General features: G+C 62.4%; 17 protein-coding genes. 9 read left to right on the forward strand and 8 right to left on the reverse strand.

The window, feature by feature from the left end; all coding sequences use genetic code 11:
• Positions 1-13 precede the first annotated feature (13 nt).
• The 5 genes from edd to AYK65_RS03420 all read right to left on the reverse strand — a co-directional run bounded on the left by edd (position 14) and on the right by AYK65_RS03420 (position 7,195).
• Complete coding sequence (edd, locus tag AYK65_RS03400; protein ID WP_026613182.1) at positions 14-1,834, reverse strand: phosphogluconate dehydratase; 1,821 nt, start codon at positions 1,832-1,834, stop codon at positions 14-16.
• Between the two features lie 240 nt (positions 1,835-2,074).
• Positions 2,075-2,773 (reverse strand): 6-phosphogluconolactonase, encoded by a 699-nt coding sequence (gene pgl / locus AYK65_RS03405; RefSeq protein WP_026613181.1) that lies wholly within the window; start codon positions 2,771-2,773, stop codon positions 2,075-2,077.
• Positions 2,774-2,782: 9 nt separating this feature from the next.
• Entirely contained in the window at positions 2,783-4,258 is a 1,476-nt protein-coding gene (gene zwf, locus AYK65_RS03410; protein WP_026613180.1) for a glucose-6-phosphate dehydrogenase, read from the reverse strand.
• A 197-nt stretch (positions 4,259-4,455) separates the two neighbouring features.
• The gene (locus tag AYK65_RS03415; RefSeq protein WP_026613179.1) at positions 4,456-5,742 is read right to left on the reverse strand and encodes an NAD(P)/FAD-dependent oxidoreductase; all 1,287 of its coding nucleotides are present in this window, start codon (positions 5,740-5,742) and stop codon (positions 4,456-4,458) included.
• Between the two features lie 16 nt (positions 5,743-5,758).
• A complete protein-coding gene (locus AYK65_RS03420; protein WP_046119772.1) occupies positions 5,759-7,195 on the reverse strand; it encodes a glutamine synthetase family protein in 1,437 nt (478 codons plus the stop codon).
• Positions 7,196-7,319: 124 nt separating this feature from the next.
• Between AYK65_RS03420 and AYK65_RS03425 the strand changes: the two genes are divergently transcribed.
• From AYK65_RS03425 to AYK65_RS03435, 3 genes are all read left to right on the forward strand, one after another.
• A complete protein-coding gene (locus tag AYK65_RS03425; RefSeq protein WP_046119771.1) occupies positions 7,320-8,504 on the forward strand; it encodes a BaiN/RdsA family NAD(P)/FAD-dependent oxidoreductase in 1,185 nt (394 codons plus the stop codon).
• 327 nt (positions 8,505-8,831) lie between these two features.
• Positions 8,832-8,972, forward strand: a complete 141-nt coding sequence (locus AYK65_RS32320; protein ID WP_167549652.1) for a hypothetical protein — start codon at positions 8,832-8,834, stop codon at positions 8,970-8,972.
• 343 nt (positions 8,973-9,315) lie between these two features.
• Complete coding sequence (locus AYK65_RS03435; protein WP_081157911.1) at positions 9,316-11,841, forward strand: methyl-accepting chemotaxis protein; 2,526 nt, start codon at positions 9,316-9,318, stop codon at positions 11,839-11,841.
• 160 nt (positions 11,842-12,001) lie between these two features.
• Here the strand turns inward: AYK65_RS03435 and AYK65_RS03445 are convergent, their stop codons facing one another.
• A complete protein-coding gene (locus AYK65_RS03445; protein WP_026613175.1) occupies positions 12,002-12,208 on the reverse strand; it encodes a hypothetical protein in 207 nt (68 codons plus the stop codon).
• Positions 12,209-12,298: 90 nt separating this feature from the next.
• Here AYK65_RS03445 and AYK65_RS03450 point away from each other — a divergent pair, with 90 nt between their 5' ends.
• Positions 12,299-13,174, forward strand: coding sequence for a LysR family transcriptional regulator (locus AYK65_RS03450; protein WP_026613174.1), 876 nt, complete (start codon positions 12,299-12,301; stop codon positions 13,172-13,174).
• A 193-nt stretch (positions 13,175-13,367) separates the two neighbouring features.
• Here the strand turns inward: AYK65_RS03450 and AYK65_RS03455 are convergent, their stop codons facing one another.
• Together AYK65_RS03455 and aceA are read right to left on the reverse strand one after the other, a co-directional pair.
• Entirely contained in the window at positions 13,368-13,607 is a 240-nt protein-coding gene (locus AYK65_RS03455; protein ID WP_026613173.1) for an SMc00767 family acetate metabolism repressor, read from the reverse strand.
• Positions 13,608-13,721: 114 nt separating this feature from the next.
• Complete coding sequence (gene aceA / locus AYK65_RS03460; RefSeq protein ID WP_026613172.1) at positions 13,722-15,011, reverse strand: isocitrate lyase; 1,290 nt, start codon at positions 15,009-15,011, stop codon at positions 13,722-13,724.
• A gap of 233 nt (positions 15,012-15,244) precedes the next feature.
• Here aceA and AYK65_RS03465 point away from each other — a divergent pair, with 233 nt between their 5' ends.
• The 5 genes from AYK65_RS03465 (at position 15,245) to AYK65_RS03485 (ending at position 21,010) form a co-directional block, all read left to right on the forward strand.
• On the forward strand, positions 15,245-16,654 hold the full coding sequence (locus AYK65_RS03465; RefSeq protein WP_026613171.1) for a helix-turn-helix domain-containing protein: 1,410 nt from the start codon (positions 15,245-15,247) through the stop codon (positions 16,652-16,654).
• 234 nt (positions 16,655-16,888) lie between these two features.
• Entirely contained in the window at positions 16,889-17,983 is a 1,095-nt protein-coding gene (locus tag AYK65_RS03470) for a polyamine ABC transporter substrate-binding protein (protein WP_046119769.1), read from the forward strand.
• A 143-nt stretch (positions 17,984-18,126) separates the two neighbouring features.
• Positions 18,127-19,269, forward strand: coding sequence for an ABC transporter ATP-binding protein (locus AYK65_RS03475; RefSeq protein WP_026613169.1), 1,143 nt, complete (start codon positions 18,127-18,129; stop codon positions 19,267-19,269).
• Between the two features lie 4 nt (positions 19,270-19,273).
• Positions 19,274-20,185 carry an ABC transporter permease subunit gene (locus AYK65_RS03480; RefSeq protein WP_026613168.1) on the forward strand — a complete coding sequence of 304 codons (912 nt, stop codon included), beginning with the start codon at positions 19,274-19,276 and terminating at the stop codon, positions 20,183-20,185.
• 3 nt (positions 20,186-20,188) lie between these two features.
• Positions 20,189-21,010: an ABC transporter permease gene (locus AYK65_RS03485; protein WP_026613167.1), complete on the forward strand. Its 822-nt coding sequence runs from the start codon at positions 20,189-20,191 to the stop codon at positions 21,008-21,010.

Raw genomic sequence — 21,010 nt, forward strand, 5'->3', positions numbered from 1 at the left:
TCTCGCCTTCCGTTCAGTGGAACAGCACGCTCGCGCCGCTGTCGGCCGGACCGGCGATCTGGCGGAACGGAGCGAAGAGTTCGCGACCCATGCCGAAATCATTGTCCGACAGATCGATATGCGCCGGTACGCGCGTCTTCAGAGCGATGTCTTCGACGAGCACCTCGATCGTGCCCTTGACTGCGTCGATGCGGATGATGTCACCCTCCTGAACGCGGGCGATGGGGCCGCCGTCCTTTGCTTCCGGCGTCACATGGATCGCCGCGGGCACCTTACCGGAAGCGCCGGACATGCGGCCGTCGGTGACGATCGCCACCTTCTGTCCGCGGTCCTGCAGAATGCCGAGAACCGTCGTCAGTTTGTGCAGTTCCGGCATGCCGTTGGCCTTCGGGCCCTGGAAGCGTACGACTGCGACGAAATCGCCCTCGAGCTTGCCCGCCTTGAAGGCGGCGTTGAGCTCGGCCTGATCGTTGAAGATCTTGGCCGGGGCCTCGATGACATGGCGTTCGGGCTTGACGGCCGAAATCTTGATGACCGCCTTGCCGAGATTGCCGGTCAGCATCTTGAGGCCGCCGGTATGCTGGAACGGCTGATCGACGGTCGCGAGCACCTTCGGATCACCGCTGGCCTCCGGCGCCGGTTCGCGCTTGACGCTGCCGTTCTCGCCGAGCTTCACGTCGATCGCATAGGCCGCGAGCCCCTGGCCGAAGACGGTGCGAACATCGTCGTGCAGCAGGCCTTTCTTCAAGAGCTGGCTGATCAGGAAGCCCATGCCGCCGGCGGCGTGGAAGTGGTTCACGTCTGCAAGCCCGTTCGGGTAGACACGCGCGAGCAGCGGCACAATGTCGGAGAGCTCCGAGATATCCTGCCAGGTGAGCACGATGCCGGCCGCCCGCGCCATGGCGACGAGGTGCATGGTGTGATTGGTCGAGCCGCCGGTCGCATGCAGGCCGACGACGCCGTTGACGATCGAGCGCTCGTCGATCATCTCGCCGGCGGGCGTGAATTCGTTGCCGAGCGCGGTGATCGCCAGCGCCCGTTTCGCCGCCTCCTTGGTCAGCGCGTCGCGGAGCGGCGTGCCCGGATTGATGAAGGAGGCGCCGGGCAGGTGGAAGCCCATGATTTCCATCAGCATCTGGTTGGAGTTGGCGGTGCCGTAGAACGTGCAGGTGCCGGGGCCGTGATAGGATTTGGACTCGGCTTCGAGCAATTCGTCACGGCCGACCTTGCCTTCGGCGAAGAGCTGCCGGACATGGGCCTTTTCGTCGTTCGGCAGGCCCGTGGTCATCGGCCCCGCCGGGATGAAGACCGCGGGCAAGTGACCGAAGGTCAGTGCCGCGATGGCGAGGCCGGGAACGATCTTGTCGCAGATGCCGAGATAGACCGCCGCATCGAACATGTTGTGCGAGAGCCCGATACCGGCCGCCATGGCGATGATATCGCGCGAGAACAGCGACAGTTCCATGCCGGGCTGCCCCTGAGTCACGCCGTCGCACATGGCCGGCACGCCGCCGGCGACCTGCGCCACGCCGCCCGCCTCACGCGCGGCTTCCCGGATCAGCGCTGGGTAGGTCTCGTAGGGCTGATGCGCCGAGAGCATGTCGTTATAGGAGGTGATGATGCCGAGGTTGGCGATGCGGTCGCCGGCGAGCGCCTCCTTCTCGGCGGGGGAACAGGCCGCAAATCCATGGGCGAGATTGCCGCAGCCGAGCACGGTCCGGTGCGGTCCGTTCGCCGCGGCGCCGCGGATGCGATCGAGATAGCGTTCGCGGTAGGGCTTCGAGCGCTCGACTATCCGGGCGGTAACGGCGGCAATACGGGAATCGGCGGACATGGCACATCCTCTTCCGGAGTCTCCGGACTCCTTTTTCAACCTGTCATTGGGTTACAGCGGCATGGCGTGCAAGTGACGCTGTAACGCCTTGAATTGCTGCACAATTTTACGCCGAATTCGAACTCGAATTAAGCCATTGTGCTACCGAGCGCCGCGCCTTCGCGCGGATCACTCCTCTGCTAGGGAGCGCGCTCCGCTTCCGGCGACCTGCCTCGAAGCGGCGGCACCCGTCGAGGCGCCTCAAGGCGCCCAGTATATCTGCAGCGGCGAGGCCGCGCGCCGGAGCATGGCGCGGATCGGCATCTCGAGCTCGTTGCCGGGCGCCTCCGCCCGAGCGAGCACCTCCCTCTTGCCGTTCCCTTCGATATGCAGCACCAGGTACCCTGCATCCTGCAGGCTCGAGAAGGTAAAGGTGAGGCGAGTTTCGCCCGCACCCTCCGCTTCCATGGTGATCACGCCGCGCGGCGTCGCGGGATCGAGCGCCTCCTCGAGGCGTGTCCCTCCGGGAAAGAACGAGGCGGTGTGCCCGTCCGTTCCCATCCCGAGCACCACGACATCGAAGGGTGCGCTGAAGTCTGCCGTCGCCTCGCTCGCAATCACGGCCGCCGCCTCAGCCGTCTCCGCGGCATGGTAGAGCGGCACGAAACCGGCCGCCGCCGCCTTGTTCTGCAGGAGATTAGCCGCGACGAGTCCATGGTTGGAGCGCTCGCTTTCCGGCGGTACGAAACGTTCGTCGACGAGGGTGACGGTCACCTTCGCCCAATCGAGCTCGCGTCGCGAGAGAGACTGGAAAAAGGCCTTCGGGGTGGAGCCCCCCGATACCGCGAGGCTCGCCATGCCTCTCGCCGCGATCGCGGCGGCGAGTCTTGCGCCAACGGCATCTGCAAGGGCCTCCGCCAGTGCGGCGCCGTTCTCGAATATGTGCATGGTTGCGCTCATGGATCGGCCTTAGATCGCATCGTTCCAGGTGCGGCCGTCGCGTTCGATGAGCGCGATCGCTTGGCTCGGCCCCCAGGTGCCGGCGGTGTAGCCCTGCACCTGCTGTCCTGCCGTTTCCCAGGCCTTGAGGATCGGGTCGATCCATTGCCAGGCGGCCTCCACTTCGTCGCGGCGCACGAACAGCGTCTGGTTGTTGCGGATGACGTCGAGCAGCAGCCGTTCATAGGCGTCGGCATTGCGTACGCCAAAGGCTTCGGCGAAGCTCATGTCCAGGGGCACGTTCCTGAGACGCATGCCGCCCGGTCCGGGGTCCTTGATCATCAGCGACTGCTTGACGCCCTCGTTCGGCTGCAGGCGGATCATCAGCTGGTTGGCTGAAATACGGCCGGCGCTCTGGTCGAAGATCGAGTGCGGGATCTGCTTGAAGGTGATGACGATCTCCGACATGCGGCCCGCCATGCGCTTGCCGGTGCGCAGATAAAACGGCACGCCCGCCCAACGCCAGTTGCTGATTTCCGCTTTGAGTGCGACGAAGGTTTCCGTGTTGGAAACGCCACCCTCGAGTTCCTCCAGGTAGCCCTTGACCGGCCCGCCGGCGGACGCACCGGCGCGATACTGGCCACGGACCGTCACCTGCTCGACATTGGCGGCGGTGATCGGCTTCAGCGCACGAAGGACCTTGAGCTTCTCGTCGCGCACCGCTTCCGCGTCCATCGATGTCGGCGCCTCCATGGCGACGAAGCAGACGAGCTGGAGGATGTGGTTCTGCACCATGTCGCGCAGCGCACCGGCCTTGTCGTAATAGCCGGCGCGGTTCTCCAGCCCGACGGCCTCCGAAACGGTGATCTGCACGTGATCGATATGGGCGGAATTCCAGAGCGGCTCATAGAGCGCATTGGCGAAGCGCAGCGCCATCAGGTTCTGCACCGTCTCTTTGCCGAGATAATGATCGATGCGGAAGATCTGCTCTTCGCGGAACACCTTGCCGATCGTGTCGTTGAGTTCTGTCGCCGAGGCGAGGTCACGGCCGATCGGCTTCTCGACGACGATGCGGGTATTCTTGGTGATCAGCTTGTGGTCGCGGATTTTTTCCGAAATGTCGCCGAAGATCGCTGGTCCGACGGCGAGATAGAAGGCGCGGATGCGATCCTTGCCTTCCTCCAGAATCTTCTTCAGATCATCCCAGCCCTGCTCGGATTTGGCGTCGACAGAGACATAGTAAAGCCTCGAAGTGAACTTCTCGACTTCCATCTCGTTGAACTCGCCCGGCTTCAGATGCTCCCTTAGGGCATCGGTCGCGAACTTGCGATAGTCGTCATGTGTGAGGCTCGCGCGCGAGGCGCCGATAATCCGCGTCGGTTCCGAGAACTGACCTTCCATCTGCCGGTGGTAAAGCGCCGGCAGCAGCTTGCGCTCCGCAAGATCGCCGGTGCCCCCGAACACGACGTAGTCAAACGGTTCGACGGGAATGATCTGGCTGCTCATGGGATGTCTCGATCTCGTTGAGGTCTGGGCAGGTATAATCTAATCGATTTAAAAACGCTAGGGTGCGACGCAACAAAATAGCGCCACGCAGCATTTTCTCGATCGTGAGATTTTGGGGGTGAATTCACCCAAAATCAAAAAAGGCCCCTTCCAAAGGGTTGCCGGAGGGAAAGCCGGGCGAGCGCTTTCCCGCCGCGCTAGAACCGGTCGCGTAGTGCATACCAGCTCAGCGCGAGGAACAGAAGTGCCGAGCGAAACCGCGTTCCCCCTGGAAAGGCTGGTATGTTCAGGTCCTTGAGAAGGTCGAGCTCGGTCGTTTTGCCAAGCGCGACGTCGGCATAGAGCTTGCCGCAATAATTGGACAGCATGACGCCGTGGCCGGAATAGCCGCCGATCGTGGTGACGCCCGGCATGACTTCGCGGTAGAACGGCTGACGCGGCAGAGTGATGCCGACCGATCCGCCCCAGGCATGGGTGATTTCGATATTGGCGAGCGCCGGATAGATTTCGCTGATCTGCCGACGGATGTGGGCGGAAATGTCGCGCGGATTATCGGCCGTATAGGCTTCGCGGCCGCCGAAAAGCAGCCGTCCGTCCCTCGATTTGCGGAAATACCGGACGACGAAGCGCGAATCATCGACCGATTCACCGCCGGGCAAGACTTCCGGATGGTCGCGCAGCATCGTTGTCGCGCCGATGAAGGAGCGGATCGGCATGACGTGGCTCGCCGTCATCGGTTCCAAGTTGCCGATATAGGCGTTGCAGGCGATCAGCGCACGATCGGCCGTGACGACCCCGCGGTTCGTCTCGATGACGACGGCGCCCCCTTTCTTTTCGATCTTGAGGGCCTTCGTCTGCTCGTAGAGATTGGCGCCGGCGAGGGCCGCCTGATTGGCGAGCCCGACGAGCAGCTTCAACGGGTGGATATGGCCCGTTCCGGTGTCACGGATGCCGAAGTGGTAGTGGCTCGAGCCGAGCCGGCTCACCGTCTCCTCGCGATCCATGAAGGAAAGATGCGGATAGCCGAAGCGCTCCGTCATCGCCTCCACGTGGTTGCGGTAATCCCTTTCGAGGCTCTTCTTGTGGCTGACCGAGAGCTGGCCGGGCATGAATTCGATATCGATCGCGTGCTCCCGGGCGAAGTCTAGCACGTAGCGCTTGGCGTTTTCCGCCATGTCGAAGAGCGGTCGCGCCCGCTCGTGGCCGAGCAACTCCTCCATGTCCTCTGCCCAGGCGCGCTGGCCGGTGCCGAATTGCCCGCCATTGCGCCCCGAGGCGCCGTCGCCGAAGCGGCAGGCATCGATCAGGGTGACGTCGGTGCCGTTCTTCGCGAGATTGTAGGCGGCCTGAAGCCCGGTATAGCCGCCACCGACAATGGCGACGTCGGCCTTGCGCGAGCCGGGCAGGGCCGGATAAGCCGGCCGGTCGGGCACGGTTGCCTCATACCAGGAGATTCCGGGCGAGATCGGGCTTTGCCAGGCCATCGGAACGCGTCTCGTCTCAGACATTCAGAAGCAGGAATTCGCGTTCCCACGGGCTGATGACCTGCATGAAGGTCTCGAACTCGCCGCGCTTCACGCCGGCATAGATGGCGATGAATTCGGCGCTGAAGACGTCGGCGAGGGAGGGCGCCGATTCGAGCAGGGAAACGGCCTCGAGCAGGCCACGCGGCAGTTCAATCTCACCCTCGTTGGCCGTGTGCTCGGTCGGCGGACTTGCGTGCAGGCCCTCGACGATCCCGAGATAGCCGCAGCCCAGCGAGGCGGCGAGCGCGAGATACGGATTGGCGTCGGAGCTCGGCAGACGGTTCTCGATGCGCCGGGCGCCCGGATCGGAGACCGGGATGCGGAATGCCGTCGTCCGGTTGTCGTAGCCCCAGGCGGTGTTGACCGGTGCCGACATGTCCGGGGTCAGGCGGCGGTAGGAATTCACGTAGGGCGCCATCATCGACAAGGTCTTCGGCACGTAATGCTGCATGCCGCCAACGAAGGAGAAAAACTCCTTGGATGGCGATCCGTCCGGATTGGAGAAGATGTTGCGGCCGGTGTTGATGTCGACAACCGACTGGTGAATATGCATGGCGGACCCCGGCTGACCCTGCATCGGCTTGGCCATGAAGGTTGCATAGATGCCGTGCTTCAGCGCCGCCTCGCGGATCGTGCGCTTGAACAGGAACACCTGGTCGGCAAGCTCGATCGGATCGCCATGCCGCAAGTTGATTTCAAGCTGTGCCGGCCCCTCTTCGTGGATCAGCGTATCGATTTCGAGGCCCTGTTTTTCCGAGAAATGATAGATGTCGTCGATCAGCTCGTCGAACTCGTTGATGCCGGCGATGGAATAGCCTTGGCCGCCGAGGATCGAGCGACCGGAGCGGCCCTTCGGCGGGCGCAGCGGATAGTCAGGATCGTCATTCTGGGCGACCAGATAGAATTCGATCTCGGGGGCGACGACGGGCTTCCAGCCCTTCTGGCGGTAAAGCTCGACGACGCGCTTCAACACGTTGCGCGGGGTATAGCTGATCTTTTCGCCCTGGGAGCCGACGATGTCGCAAATCACCTGCGCCGTCGGATCGGTTTCCCACGGGACGATGGAAAGAGTTGAAAGGTCCGGCACCAGCTTGATGTCGCTGTCGCGGGAATCGTAGCGGAACTGGCCGGTCTCCTCGGGGTATTCCCCGGAAATCGTGTGGCGGTAGATCGCCGAAGGCAAGGCGAGCGAAGTGTTGGAGGTGAATTTCGAGGTTGGCATCATCTTGCCGCGCGGCACGCCGGCAAGGTCCGGAGTGATGCACTCGATGTCCTCGATGCCGCGGATCTTGAGCCAGTCGACCGCCTCGTTCCAGGTCTTGACGCCGCGGGCGGAATGCAAGCCGATGGGTATTTTCGAACTCTTGCTGACCTTTGCTGTCTGCTGGGCAACACTTCTCTTGGAAGACATAAATCACCGGGTTTGGCTTCGGATAGCGCATCATAACCGCAGTTTGACAATTGGCTAGGCTTCTTCGCAATTGACTTTTGAGCGCTTGCCGGAAAGGAAGGCGCGTTCGGCAAGAGGGATTTCCGTGGCGGAAAAACAGGACGTGGTGATTATCGGCGCGGGCGCCGCCGGCATGATGTGCGCCATCGAGGCTGGCAAGCGCGGGCGCCGCGTCGTCCTCCTCGACCACGCCAAGGCGCCCGGCGAGAAGATCCGCATTTCGGGCGGCGGTCGCTGCAATTTCACCAATGTCCATGCGGGGCCGAAGAATTTCCTGTCCGACAATCCGCATTTCTGCAAATCGGCGCTCGCGCGCTATCGCCCTCAGGATTTCGTGGCGCTTGTCGAGCGCCACGGTATCGCCTGGCATGAGAAGACGCTCGGTCAGCTTTTCTGCGATCACTCCGCCAAGGACATCATCCGCATGCTCGTCGCCGAAATGGAGGAGGCGGGGGCGGAACTGAGGCTCGAGACGGTGATCTCGGGCGTCGAGAGGACCGCATCGGGCTTCCGCGTCGCGACGAGCGCCGGGACGATCGATGCCGCATCCCTCGTAGTGGCGAGCGGCGGCAAGTCGATCCCGAAAATGGGGGCGACCGGCCTTGCCTACCGGATCGCGGAAGAGGTCGGATTACCGGTCGTGGAAACGCGGCCGGCACTGGTGCCGCTGACGCTCGATCAGGCGCAGCTTGCGAAACTCGCAGTGCTGGCCGGCGTCGCCGCCGACGCCGAAGTCCGCTTCGGCAAGGCTGCGTTCCGCGAAGCGGTACTCATCACGCACCGGGGCTTGAGCGGGCCGGCGATCCTGCAGATTTCCTCCTATTGGCGCGAGGGGGCGGAGATCCTGCTACGATTGATGCCGGACATCGACATCGCCGCCCTTCTCAAGGGAATGCGCCGGACGAACGGCCGCCAGGCGGTGCAGACGGCGCTCGCCGACATCCTGCCGCGACGGCTTGCGCACTTCTTCGTCGAGGAGGCGAAGCTGACGGGACGGATGCTCGCCGACCTTTCCGACAAGGTCATCGACACCTTGTCGAGCTCCATCCAGGCCTGGACGCTGAAACCGGCGGGATCCGAGGGATACCGGACAGCCGAGGTGACGCTCGGCGGCGTCGATACGTGCGCGATCGACTCTCGGACGATGCGGGCCAGGAATATTCCCGGCCTCTATTTCATCGGTGAATGCCTCGACGTCACCGGCTGGCTCGGCGGCTATAATTTCCAATGGGCCTGGGCGTCCGGTTTCGCCGCCGGTCAAGACGTGTAACCATCCGGCAAAAATGGTGATTTGCATCTTCAGCCCTTGTTAAGGGAAATAATTGAACCTGCTCTTTATGGCAGCGTGAACGGCGAGGACTGACGAAACGTCAACGAATGGAAACCAGATCGTCTCCATTTCATGGACTTTCTTCAGCCGCAGGATGGATGCACCATGAAGCGCATGGGCAAAGGCGGAGGGTCTTTGCCGGCTACTGCATGCTTCCTTAAGTCGTAGCCGATTTAAGGAAAAAAACATGCAGCAACTCAAAGTGCTGCAGCGACCTTGGCGCGTTTGATGAGACGCGCGGCGCTGTAGTGGACAAGGACAGGAGCCATGAACAAGCAACGTCGCCGTCCCCGCGCCATCGCCATCGCCCGCTCCGACAAGGGCCGCTCGCAATACGAACTGCTTGCGTATGGTGCGACCCTCGTCCTCTTCGCCGTCACGGCCTTCGCCCTCTTCCCCTCTCTCTGAGAGGCGCGGCGGCGCTTGAGCGGCATGGCACCGCCATGCACAGCTCCACGACTGAAGTCGTCCTTTGGCGCAAAAGTCCGCTTATGGAATTCTTAAATCTTTGAAATGAATATCATCAAGTTGAGTCCCGTCAGGGCCTCGCCGCCCTAAACCGCGGCGTGGTCCCGCAATGATTGCCGGGGGACTGGCGGTGTGCGCCGCATGACCTTTCGAAAAGACATCAGCCTGTTTGCGCATCGGGTGTACCCGAGCGTCCGGCCTCGGGGGCATTGTCCTGAGGTGAAGCGGACGCTTCGAGCCACCGGGGGAGGCGAAACGCGCGCTGTGAGCCAAGGTGTTTTCCATGTTCATTGACAGGATTCTTGCCCGCTTCAAGATTCAGACGAAGGTTCTCTTCTTCATCCTGCCGTTCGTCGTCAGCATTTCGGCGGTCGGCATTACCGGTCTCTATGCCTCCGGTCTGCTTCAGGGTCGCATGGAAATCTCGAATAGCGTCCTGCAGACGCTGAGCGGCTTCAAGGACGTCTATGCCGGGATGAACAATTTCCTGCACAAGACCACCGAAGAAAGCCGTAACGCGGTCCTGACTACGATCGCCGCGCAAAAGGACGTGCTGGCCGAGACGGCGGCGCAGGTTGCGGGCCGCAGCGGGGAAGACGAGCTCACCGCCGCTATCGCCGCGACGAACGACATCGAGGCACGCATAGACGGTCTCTGGACGCTGCACGAGGGCGAGCAGAAGCTCCGGGCGGAAACCAAGACGAATCTGGAGCGCCTTGCGGCCGAACAGATCAAGATCAATGACGAGGCGAACCGGCTGCAATATGCCGTACGCAAGGACGAGAACGCGGCCAAGACGATGCTGCGCAACGCCGAAAAGCTGATGCGCGCCAGCCGCTTCTATACGGAATTCGCGACCGAGGTGAGCAAGGTCGCAACGGTCGAGGAGAAGCTGAAGGTCGCGCAGGACCGCTTTCCGCTGATCGGCCGCACGCAGCGCGACATCTTCGTTCTGCTGCCGAAGGGCGAAAAGTCTCTCGCCGAGACGGTCAATTCCGCCGCTGGTGCGATCGGTGCACTTATCAGGGCACCCGCCGGCCCCGAAACGCTCGTCGGCCTTTCGAAATATGTCGATCGTTTCCGCACCGCGAGCTTCCGGCTGGAGGCCGCCTCCGTCAGCAAGATGCGCGAGGCGACGCAGATCTTCAGCGAGCTCGACGGCAAGATAGCCGGCACCGAATCGGTGCTGACCGCAACGCGCAGGCTCTCGGTGTCGATCACCGATATCCAGATCGCCGCCGCCGCATTTCTCGGAACAACGACCGAGGAAAATCGCCAGAAGCTTCTCGACAAGTTCCTCGCCGTTCAGGCCAATATGACCACTCTACGCGGCATCGCGAAGGACATGAGCTTCTTTGATGCCACAGCGGACGCGGTTCTGCCGATTATCAATGCGATGAAGAAGGATGGGGTCGCGCTCGTCGAGATCACCGTCAAGCGGACCGCCGAATTCGAAGCGGCAGGCGCCTCGATCAACGAGATATGGAGCGATCTGACCGGCTTTGCGGAGCAGCAGAAGGTCGCCGCCGGTACGGAGCGCGAGGAAGCCAACCAGATTTCCGTGGCCGCGACCATCGCCGGCGTCGTGATCGCGCTTCTTGCCGGCATCGCGCTGACGATCACGCTCAAAAAGCCGATCGGTCAGATCACCTCGGCCATGCGGCGGCTCGCCGACGGCGTGCTCGATACCTCGATCGACGGCGGCACACGCCGCGACGAGATCGGCGACATGGCGCGCGCCCTCGGCGTGTTCAAGGAAAATGCGCTTTCCAAGGTGCGCATAGAGGCGGAAAGCGCGGAGGAGCGCGCCCGTGCCGAGGCGGATCGTAGCCGCAACGATGCGGAGAAGCGTGAACTCGACAGACAGATCGACCTGGCCGTGAGCGAACTCGCCGCCGGTCTCGGGCGGCTGGCACAAGGCGACCTGTCGCGGCAGATCGAGGTTCCGTTCCACGGCCGGCTCGAACAGTTGCGGATGGATTTCAACGGGTCGCTCATCCGCCTGCAGGATACGCTGGCGCAGATCCGCGCGAACGCCCAGTCGATCCAGCAGAGCGGCGCCAACATGCATCATTCCGCCGACGCCCTGTCGAAGCGCACCGAGGCGCAGGCTGCTTCGCTCGAGCAGACGGCGGCCGCCGTCGATGAGATCACCGTAACCGTGCGCTCCTCGGCCGAGCGGGCGCATGAGGCGAACCAGGCCGTGTCGCAGACCAAGAGGAGCGCCGACAGTTCGGCGACCGTGGTCACCAACGCGATCGCCGCAATGGGACGCATCGAGGAGGCCTCGCGCCAGATCGAGCAGATCATCGAGGTGATCGACGACATCGCCTTCCAGACCAACCTGCTCGCGCTCAATGCCGGCATCGAGGCGGCGCGCGCGGGCGAGGCGGGCAAGGGCTTCGCGGTCGTCGCGCAGGAGGTGCGCGAACTGGCGCAACGCTCGGCCGAAGCGGCACGCGAGATCAAGGTCCTCATCAACAAGTCGACGGAAGAGGTCAGCTCCGGCTCGCATCTCGTCAAGGAAACCGGCGCGGTGCTCGCCTCGATCAGCGCCGAGATCGTCACCGTCAGCCAGCATGTCGAGATGATTGCGACCGCAAGCCGGGACCAGGCGACCGCGCTCCACGAAGTCAACGGTTCCGTCAATCAGATGGACCAGATGACCCAGCAAAATGCGTCCATGGTGGAGGAGGCGACTGCCACCAGCCGCGCGCTCGCCAACCAGGCAGACACGCTGATGATGCTCGTTGAGCAGTTCCGGCTGGAGCCGGACACCGGGGCCGGCCAGGTTTACCAGGCGGCGTAGCGGCCCGACTGTCGCCTCAACCCTTCTACAGCGCCGCGCGTCCAATCGGACGCGCAAAGGTCGCTGTAGCACTTTGAGTTGCTGCATGATTTTGTCCTTAAATCGATTCCGATTTAAGGAATCATGCACTAAGCCGCGCATCGAGGTGTGCGCGGCTTAGTCATTTGCCGCTGCCCACGCAGGAAACGCTCCAGGCTCCGGTGCGATCCCCGGGGGTTTCCTCCGTTCGCCGTTTGCTGAAAAGCGCGGCAAGCAGCCTTTTCGCGAAGGTCCTCGTGCGGCCCGGCCGGCGCGGCTCGAACTGCTCGTCCCAGCGGCGATTTCTCGAGGCCATATCGAACAGCAATGCCATTGCCATCATATCCATGGTGATGCTCCTTTTGTTTTCGGGCATCTCCTCTTTTATGCATTCGGAATTGTTTTACATACAGCCGGTTTCCCCTTATGTTTTTCACTCATGAAAAATGTGGACTGGGATATCTACCGCTGTTTCATAACCGTTGCGCGCACCGGCGGGCTCACCGGAGCGGCGCAGGCGACGGGGCTTAGCCCGGCCACGATCGGCCGCCGCATGCTGGAACTGGAAGAGCGCACCGGCCGCGTACTGTTCGTCCGCAGCCAGACCGGTTATACGCTGACTGGCGATGGCCGCTTCCTGTTCGAGCAATTGCAGGAGATGGAGGCCTCGGCCCGCAAGGTCGAGAGCTGGCAGCAGGAAGGCGAGGGGACCACGATCGTGCGCATCGCCGCCGGTACCTGGATTTCCTGGCTGATCGCCGAGAACTTCCCCGCGATCTGCACGGAGCGGGATGCATTCGGCATCTCGCTGTCGATCGGCGAAGTGCGGGCGAACCTTGCCTATCGCGAGAGCGACATCGGCATTCGCGCCTTCGAACCGGAAGAGACATATCTCGCCTCGCGGCCCGTCGGCGAGCTCGCCTATGCCGCCTACCGCCAAAAGAACGCGAGCGGCGGATCGGAACGCTGGGTCGCGGTCTCCGAGGATCAGGCGATATCCGCCTATCTGCGCTGGCCGCACGAGCACGCGTCGGGGCGGATCGTCGCGACCGTCACACGCCCCCGATCGCTGCTCGATCTTGCGCGGGCGGGCGCAGGTTCGGCGGTCCTGCCGTGTTTCGTCGGCGATCTCGATCCGATGCTCGAGCGCGTAAGCGACGAAATCGAGCCGCTCGGCCACCGCCAATGGATCGTCATGAATAACGAGGACCGTCACCGGCGCGATATCCGCACCGTTGTCGACCGGATGACGCGTCTCTTGCGCAGCCATGCGGATCTCTTTGCCGGCAAGCGCCCGCGGCGGAATTCTGCGTAGGCTCTGAACGCAGATGGCCGACGCTGACGCCGGCCGATCTCATCTCATCTCATCTCATCTCATCTTACATGTTCTCAGCGTCGCTGGCGCGGGCTGCTGGCCCGGACCGCGCGGATCGGCCTTCGCTGGCGGAATTCGTACCAGCTCGCGACGAAGAGCGTGAGCATAGCCGTTGTCCAGGCCAAAGGGACCATCACTTCCGCCCCTGGGTGACGATGACCGGGATCAGCAGATCGCCCCAGTTGCCGTCGCCGCCGTGGTGGCGCGCCGAGCGCACCAGTTCGACGGAAACGCCGGCATCGACGGCCTTCATGACCGCCTGGTTGAGGCGATGCAGGTCGTTGGCGACCATGCGGATCGCCGCCTGCTGTTCCGGTGTCATGGCCGACGATTGTTCTTCGGCCCGTTCCTTGACGCGTGTCTGTACTGTCATCGGAAAGCTCCTTCCAAGTGTTAGAATCGGAGGCGGGACGAACCAATTCTTCTCCCGCTTTGTTCGTTGCTACCGGGGCGCACGGCGGGGCAGGGATGCCGCGCCCCGGTTCTTTCATTCTGCCGCCGGCTTGAACTGATCGTGCTCGGTCGACTCCTTCATGGCGGTGGTCGACGACTGGCCGCCGGTGATCGCCATCGACACCGCGTCGAAATAGCCGGTGCCCACTTCGCGCTGGTGCTTGGTCGCGGTGTAGCCGTTGACCTCGGCCGCGAATTCCGCTTCCTGCAGCTCCGAATAGGCAGCCATCTGCCGCGCCTTGTAGCCGCGTGCCAGCTCGAACATGCCGTAGTTCAACTGATGGAAGCCTGCGAGCGTGATGAACTGGAACTTGTAGCCCATGGCGCCGAGCTCACGTTGGAACTTGGCGATCGTCGCGTCGTCGAGGTTCTTCTTCCAGTTGAATGAAGGCGAGCAATTATAGGCGAGCAGCTTGCCCGGATGCGCCTTGTGCACGCCCTCGGCGAATTTACGCGCCTGCTCCAGATCCGGCTTCGAGGTCTCGCACCAGATAAGGTCGCAATGGGGCGCATAGGCGATGGCGCGGGCGATGCAGGGTTCGAGCCCGTTCTTCACCTGGTAGAAGCCCTCCACCGTGCGGCCGGCATCGTGGTCCACGAAAGGCCGGTCGCGCTCGTCGATATCCGAGGTCAAGAGCTTCGCGGCTTCCGCATCGGTGCGGGCAATCACCAGTGTCGGTACACCCATGACATCGGCGGCAAGCCGCGCGGCATTCAGGTTGCGGATATGCGCCGCGGTCGGGATCAGCACCTTGCCGCCGAGATGGCCGCACTTCTTTTCAGAAGCGAGCTGGTCTTCGTAGTGGACGCCCGCGGCACCCGCCTCGATGAAGGCCTTCATGATTTCGAAGGCATTGAGCGGACCGCCGAAGCCCGCTTCGGCGTCGGCGACGATCGGTGCAAACCACGTCTCGACGGAGAGGCCCTTGCCTTCCGCGGTCTCGATCTGATCGGCGCGCTGCAAGGTTCGGTTGATCCGCTTTGCGAGTTCCGGTGCCGCGTTGGCCGGATAGAGCGACTGATCCGGATACATGGCGGAGGCCGTGTTCGCATCGGCCGCGACCTGCCAGCCGGAGAGATAGATCGCCTTCAGGCCGGCGCGGACCATCTGCATCGCCTGATTGCCCGAAAGCGCCCCAAGCGCGTTGACGAAATCTTCCTCGTGAATGAGCTTCCAGAGGCGGTTCGCGCCCATTTCGGCAAGGGAATAACGGATCTCGACCGAGCCCCTGAGCCGCTTCACGTCCTCGGCGGAATAGGGCCGCTCGACGCCGTCGAAACGGCCTTCCGGTGCGCTCGGAACGAGCTTGTAAAAATCAGTCATTCTTGCCTCCTCGTGAAACGCGACTGGTTCTTCGACCTTCGTCTTACGGCGTGCTTCGGCCGCAAGTTCATGTGACATTTTTTACATTGCAGCGCAGAACAGCACCACAGAAAATCGCTGTTTCCGCCAAATCAAAAGGGTTATCTTGTCTTGTGTTTGACAGCGCGGAGAAGTAAAGATGTAAAAGATGTCAAAGACGCTCGCGCGACAAGTTTGTAAAGGGACTTACAAAAATGGCCGAGAACAAGATCTTTGCCGGGCCGCGCGTCAGGCGAATCCGCAACGGCCTGCAACTGACGCAGACGGCGATGGCCGAGGCGCTCGGCATCTCGCCCTCCTATCTCAACCTGATCGAGCGCAACCAGCGGCCATTGACGGTGCAGCTGCTCCTGAAACTCGCTTCCGTCTACAAGGTCGACCTCGACGAACTGCAGGGCGAGGCGGGCGGCGGTCTCGCGCGGCTACGCGAGGTCTTCGCCGATCCGCTGCTTGCCGGAGAGCTGCCGGGGGATCAGGAGCTGATCGAGGTCGCCGAAGCGGCGCCCAATGTCGCGGGGGGCATCGTCAAGCTCTATCGCGCCTATCGCGAGCAGGCGTCGCGCCTGAAGGATCTTGCGGATCTGCTGGCGGGCGAGGGGCACATGGCGGCGCTTTCCGATACGCGATTGCCGATCGACGAAGTGCGTGAGGCCTTCGAGGCGCGGCCCAATCACTTCGCCCGGATCGAGGAGGCGATGGAGGCATTCCACGCCAGTCTGGCGCCCGGCGATGACCTTGCGGGGGCGCTGAAAGTCTGGCTCAAGAAGGAGCACGGCCTTGTCGTCCGGACGCTGCCGGTGCACGTGATGCCGAACTTGCGCCGTCGCTTCGACCGACATTCGATGCGCCTCTTCATCTCGGAGCGCCTGTCGCCTTTCGACCAGATGCGCGAGATCGCCATGGAAGTGGCTTCGATCGCCTGCAACGAGGCGATTACGGCCGAGCTCGAGCAGTTGCGTTTTTCCACCGCCGAAGCGCGACGCATCGCCCGTTTCGAGCTTGCGCGCTATGCCGCCCATGCGCTGATGATGCCCTATGCGGCGTTTCTCGCGGCCGCGCAGCGCGCGAGATACGATGTCGATCTCCTGAGGGCGCGCTTCCAGGTGTCGTTCGAACAGGCCGCCATTCGCCTGACGATGTTGCAGCGTCCCGGTGCCGTCGGGATTCCGTTCTTCCTGATGGAGATCGACAGTGCCGGCAACCGGCTGCGTCGGGCCGGGGCGCAGGGCTTTCCTCATGCCCGCTTCGGCGGCGCCTGTCCGAAGCTCAACGTCCATGCCGCCTTCGCGGTCCCCGGCCAGGTTCTCGTCGACCGCGTCGAAACGCCGGATGGCGGCGCCTTCCTCGTCGTCGCCCGGACGGTCGATGGCCCACAGGCGGGTTTCGAGGAGCGGGTCAGGCGAACCGCGCTGATGATCGGCTGTGATGCCGGTTTCGCGGACGATACGATCTATGGAGCCGCGCGGATGCCGGCGATTGCCGTCGGTCCCGCTTGCCGCCTCTGCGAGCGCCAGGGCTGTCTGGCGCGCGCCGAGCCGCCCGTCACCCGTCCCCTCGGCCTCGATGAGATGGCGACGGGTTTGAGTGTATTCGACTTCCAGTAGCCGGCTGACCGCTCGTGCGCGAGTACGGCCGGGCGGGAGCCCGGTCCGATAAGTGTCCGTTTTTACTTGCGCTTGGTAAAACACATCCGATCCGGGACGGTGCTTTGCTCCGAGCGCGAAAGCGCTTGAGGTTAGCGAGAAACATGCCTAACTTCGGCTTGGCAACGATCAACAGACAGGGCGCCACTGCGGGAACAGCGGCCCGTCTCGAACCGATAAAAAGAGGGGAGTTGTATGTCCAAACTCATCGTCGCAACCTTGGCAGCCGCACTGCTGGCGGGAGCGGCCACGCTCGCTTCCGCCCAGGAGCGGGTCGTCAACGTCTACAACTGGTCCGACTATATCGACGACAGCATCCTCGAGGACTTCACCAAGGAGACCGGCATCAAGGTTGTCTATGACGTCTTCGATTCGAACGAGATTCTCGAAACCAAGCTGCTTGCCGGCGGCTCCGGTTACGATGTCGTGGTTCCGACCGCATACTTCTTGCAGCGTCAGATCGCGGCGGGCGTGTTCCAGAAACTCGACAAATCGAAGTTGCCGAACCTGAAGAACATGTGGGACGTGATCATGGACCGCACGGCCCAGTATGACCCGGGCAACGAATATGCCGTCGACTATATGTGGGGCACCACTGGCATCGGCTACAATGTCGAAAAGATGAAGGAAATTCTCGGCACGGACGAGAAGCCGAACTGGGACGTCGTCTTCAATCCCGAGATCGCTGCGAAATTCAAGGATTGCGGCATTCATCTCCTCGACTCGCCGACGGACATCATGCCCTCGGCGCTCGCCTATCTAGGGCTCAATCCCGACAGCCACGAGCAGGCCGATCTCGAAAAGGCCGCCGACCTGCTGATGAAGGTCAGGCCCAATATCCGCAAGTTCCACTCGTCCGAATATATCAATGCGCTGGCCAACGGCGACATCTGCCTGGCGGTTGGATTCTCCGGCGATATCTTCCAGGCGCGCGACCGGGCGGCGGAGGCGAAGGCCGGCGTGACGGTCGACTATTCGATCCCCGCGCAAGGAGCGCAGATGTGGTTCGACATGCTGGCGATTCCGGCCGATGCGCCGCATGTTGCCGAGGCGCACGAGTTTATCAACTACATGATGAAGCCCGAGGTCATTGCCAAGGCCTCGAACTATGTCTTCTACGCCAACGGCAATAAAGCTTCCCAGCAGTTCCTGGACAAGGAAGTGCTCGAAGACACCGCGATCTACCCGACTGACGAGGTGATGCAGAAACTCTTCACGGTCACGCCGTTCGCGGCCAAAGAGCAGAGGGTGTTGACTCGGCTGTGGACAAAGATCGTCACCGGCCAGTGAGCCAGACGAATTGCCCGGATCTCAAGTCCGGGCAATTTTTTGAGTGGGACGAGCAAAAATGTGAAGCCTTCGCCGTCCTGCTCTAATTCCTGACGAGAGGCGCCGGACGGGCCCCTTTCGGCTGTGTCATTCGGGGATAGATGATGAAGTCTCTCGGCAGTATCCGGCGTTCCTTCGCCCCATGGGCGGACCCGGCCTCCAAACCTTTCATTTCCGTCAAGAACGTAACCAAGAAATTCGGGGACTTCACGGCCGTTGACGACCTGTCGCTGAACATTTACACGCGCGAATTCTTCGCGCTACTCGGGGCCTCGGGCTGCGGCAAGTCCACCCTCTTGCGCATGCTTGCGGGTTTCGAGCAGCCGACCTCCGGCGAAATCATTCTCGACGGCCAGAATTTGGCGGGAATTCCGCCCTACCGGCGCCCCGTCAACATGATGTTCCAGTCCTACGCGCTGTTCCCGCACATGACGGTCGAGAACAACGTCGCCTTCGGGCTCAAGCAGGACGGCATGGCGAAGGCAGATATCGCCGGGCGGGTCGCGCAGATGCTGAAGCTCGTCAAGCTCGAGAAGTTCGCCAAGCGCAAGCCGCACCAGCTTTCCGGCGGCCAGCGGCAGCGTGTCGCCCTCGCCCGTTCGCTCGCTAAGCGGCCGAAGGTGCTGCTGCTCGACGAGCCGCTCGGAGCGCTGGACAAGAAGTTGCGTGAGGAAACCCAGTTCGAACTGATGGACCTGCAGCAGCAACTCGGCCTCACCTTCGTCGTCGTCACGCATGACCAGGAAGAGGCAATGACCATGGCCGACCGCATCGCCGTCATGAGCCACGGCCAGGTCGTCCAGGTGGCGACGCCGGCCGAAATCTATGAGGCGCCGAACTCGCGCTTCGTCGCCGACTTCATCGGCGACGTGAACATCTTCGACGGCGCCGTGACCTCGACCGAGGAGGGCCGTGTTCAGATCGAAACGACGGGCGGCATTTCGGTCCGCTTGGCGTCGCCGGAGAAATTCGCAAACGGCGCCAAGGCGGCAGTCGCCATCCGTCCGGAAAAGATCCGGATCAGCCGCCAGGCGCCGGCGCACGCACCCACCAATGCGGCAGAGGGGGAAATTTGGGATATCGGCTATCTCGGCGATATGACCGTTTTCCACATTCGGCTGAAGGACGGCAAAGTCATCAAGGCATCATCGCTCAACGCCGTGCGAGCGGTCGAAGATCCGCTCGGTTATGACCAGCAGGTGTGGATCTCGTTCGGCGAGGACGCCGGCGTCGTGCTGAAGGATTGAAGCCATGGCGAAACTTGCCTCAGCCTTTGTCAGTCGGCTCGTCATCATCATTCCCTATGCCTGGCTTTTGTTCTTCTTTTTGATCCCCTTCTTCATCGTCTTCCGCATCTCGCTGTCGCAAACGACCGTGGCCATGCCGCCCTATACGCCAGTATTCGATCTGGCGGGCGGCTTTGCCGGTATACTGGAGAAGGTGCGCGAGTTCTCCATGGACAATTACGTTTGGCTGACGGAGGACGTTCTCTATTTCAACGCCTATGTTTCGAGTGTCGTCATCGCCGCCGTCTCGACCTTCCTGACGCTCCTCATCGGCTATCCGATCGCCTATGGCATGGCGAAGGCGCCGCGCTCGCTCCGGCCGATGCTCCTGATGATGGTGATACTGCCCTTTTGGACGAGCTTTCTCATCCGCGTCTATGCCTGGATCGCCATCCTCAAGCCCGAGGGACTGCTGAATCAGTTCCTTATATCCGCCGGCATCATCGATCAGCCGCTCATCATTCTCAACACGAACACGGCGATCTATATCGGCATCGTTTATTCCTATCTGCCCTTCATGGTGCTGCCGATCTACTCGGCGCTCGAGAAGATGGATCATTCGCTGATCGAGGCGGCTCAGGACCTCGGCTGTACGCCCATTGCGGCCTTCTGGCGCGTGACTTTCCCGTTGTCGCTTCCCGGCGTCGTCGCGGGCTGTCTGCTCGTCTTCATCCCGGCCGTCGGCGAATTCGTCATCCCCGATCTCCTTGGAGGCTCGGAAACGCTGATGATCGGCAAGACGTTGTGGAACGAATTCAACTCCAACCGCGACTGGCCGGTATCGTCGGCGGTGGCGATCATCCTCTTGCTCATCCTGGTTATCCCGATCGTCTATTTCCAGAACGTCCAGGCCAAGGCCGATAGCGAGGGGAGGTGAGATATGGAAAGGTGGTCTCGATTCAATATCGCTTCCGTCGTCCTCGGCTTCGGCTTTCTCTATCTGCCGATCGTGCTCCTGGTGATCTTCTCGTTCAACGAGTCGAAACTGGTGACGGTCTGGGCCGGCTTTTCCACCAAGTGGTACGCTCAGCTCTGGCATAACCAGAGCCTCCTTGACGCGGCCTGGGTGACCATTCGGGTGGCGCTGATTTCGGCGACCTGCGCGACGGTTCTCGGCACTTTGGCGGCGCTCGCGCTGGTGCGCTACACGCGCTTTCGCGGCCGCGTCCTCTTTTCCGGCATGGTCTATGCGCCGCTGGTGATGCCGGAGGTGATCACCGGTCTGTCGCTGCTCCTGCTCTTCGTGGCGATCGGGTTTGACCGCGGCTTCTGGACGATCACGCTCGCTCACATCACCTTCACCATGTGTTTCGTCGCGGTCGTCGTGCAGTCGCGGCTCTTGAGCTTCGACCAATCGATCGAGGAGGCGGCGCTCGACCTCGGCGCGACGCCCGTCAGGACCTTCTTCGCAATCACCCTGCCGGTGATCGCGCCCGCGGTCTTTTCCGGCTGGGTGCTTGCCTTCACGCTGTCGCTCGACGACCTCGTCATCTCGAGCTTCACGACCGGGCCGGGGGCCACCACGCTGCCGATGAAGATCTACAGCCAGGTTCGATTGGGTGTGACGCCGGAAATCAATGCGATCTGCACGATCCTGATCGGCATCGTCGCGCTCGGCGTGGTCATCGCGTCGATCGTTACCAAGCGGCGGGAAGTCCAGCGCGAGAGGGATGAGCGCGCGGCCTTTGCCGCGATTGGGTGA

The sequence above is a fragment of the Ensifer aridi genome (genome assembly GCF_002078505.1).
Classification (GTDB): Bacteria; Pseudomonadota; Alphaproteobacteria; order Rhizobiales; family Rhizobiaceae; genus Sinorhizobium; species Sinorhizobium aridi.

What these genes read in the sequence shown, in the direction of transcription:
- edd (WP_026613182.1), bottom strand. Translation starts at nt 1,834, where the DNA reads ATGTCCGCCGATTCCCGTATTGCCGCCGTTACCGCCCGGATAGTCGAG.
- pgl (WP_026613181.1), bottom strand. Translation starts at nt 2,773, where the DNA reads ATGAGCGCAACCATGCACATATTCGAGAACGGCGCCGCACTGGCGGAG.
- zwf (WP_026613180.1), bottom strand. Translation starts at nt 4,258, where the DNA reads ATGAGCAGCCAGATCATTCCCGTCGAACCGTTTGACTACGTCGTGTTC.
- AYK65_RS03415 (WP_026613179.1), bottom strand. Translation starts at nt 5,742, where the DNA reads ATGGCCTGGCAAAGCCCGATCTCGCCCGGAATCTCCTGGTATGAGGCA.
- AYK65_RS03420 (WP_046119772.1), bottom strand. Translation starts at nt 7,195, where the DNA reads ATGTCTTCCAAGAGAAGTGTTGCCCAGCAGACAGCAAAGGTCAGCAAG.
- AYK65_RS32320 (WP_167549652.1), top strand. Translation starts at nt 8,832, where the DNA reads ATGAACAAGCAACGTCGCCGTCCCCGCGCCATCGCCATCGCCCGCTCC.
- AYK65_RS03435 (WP_081157911.1), top strand. Translation starts at nt 9,316, where the DNA reads ATGTTCATTGACAGGATTCTTGCCCGCTTCAAGATTCAGACGAAGGTT.
- AYK65_RS03445 (WP_026613175.1), bottom strand. Translation starts at nt 12,208, where the DNA reads ATGGATATGATGGCAATGGCATTGCTGTTCGATATGGCCTCGAGAAAT.
- AYK65_RS03450 (WP_026613174.1), top strand. Translation starts at nt 12,299, where the DNA reads ATGAAAAATGTGGACTGGGATATCTACCGCTGTTTCATAACCGTTGCG.
- AYK65_RS03455 (WP_026613173.1), bottom strand. Translation starts at nt 13,607, where the DNA reads ATGACAGTACAGACACGCGTCAAGGAACGGGCCGAAGAACAATCGTCG.
- aceA (WP_026613172.1), bottom strand. Translation starts at nt 15,011, where the DNA reads ATGACTGATTTTTACAAGCTCGTTCCGAGCGCACCGGAAGGCCGTTTC.
- AYK65_RS03465 (WP_026613171.1), top strand. Translation starts at nt 15,245, where the DNA reads ATGGCCGAGAACAAGATCTTTGCCGGGCCGCGCGTCAGGCGAATCCGC.
- AYK65_RS03470 (WP_046119769.1), top strand. Translation starts at nt 16,889, where the DNA reads ATGTCCAAACTCATCGTCGCAACCTTGGCAGCCGCACTGCTGGCGGGA.
- AYK65_RS03475 (WP_026613169.1), top strand. Translation starts at nt 18,127, where the DNA reads ATGAAGTCTCTCGGCAGTATCCGGCGTTCCTTCGCCCCATGGGCGGAC.
- AYK65_RS03480 (WP_026613168.1), top strand. Translation starts at nt 19,274, where the DNA reads ATGGCGAAACTTGCCTCAGCCTTTGTCAGTCGGCTCGTCATCATCATT.
- AYK65_RS03485 (WP_026613167.1), top strand. Translation starts at nt 20,189, where the DNA reads ATGGAAAGGTGGTCTCGATTCAATATCGCTTCCGTCGTCCTCGGCTTC.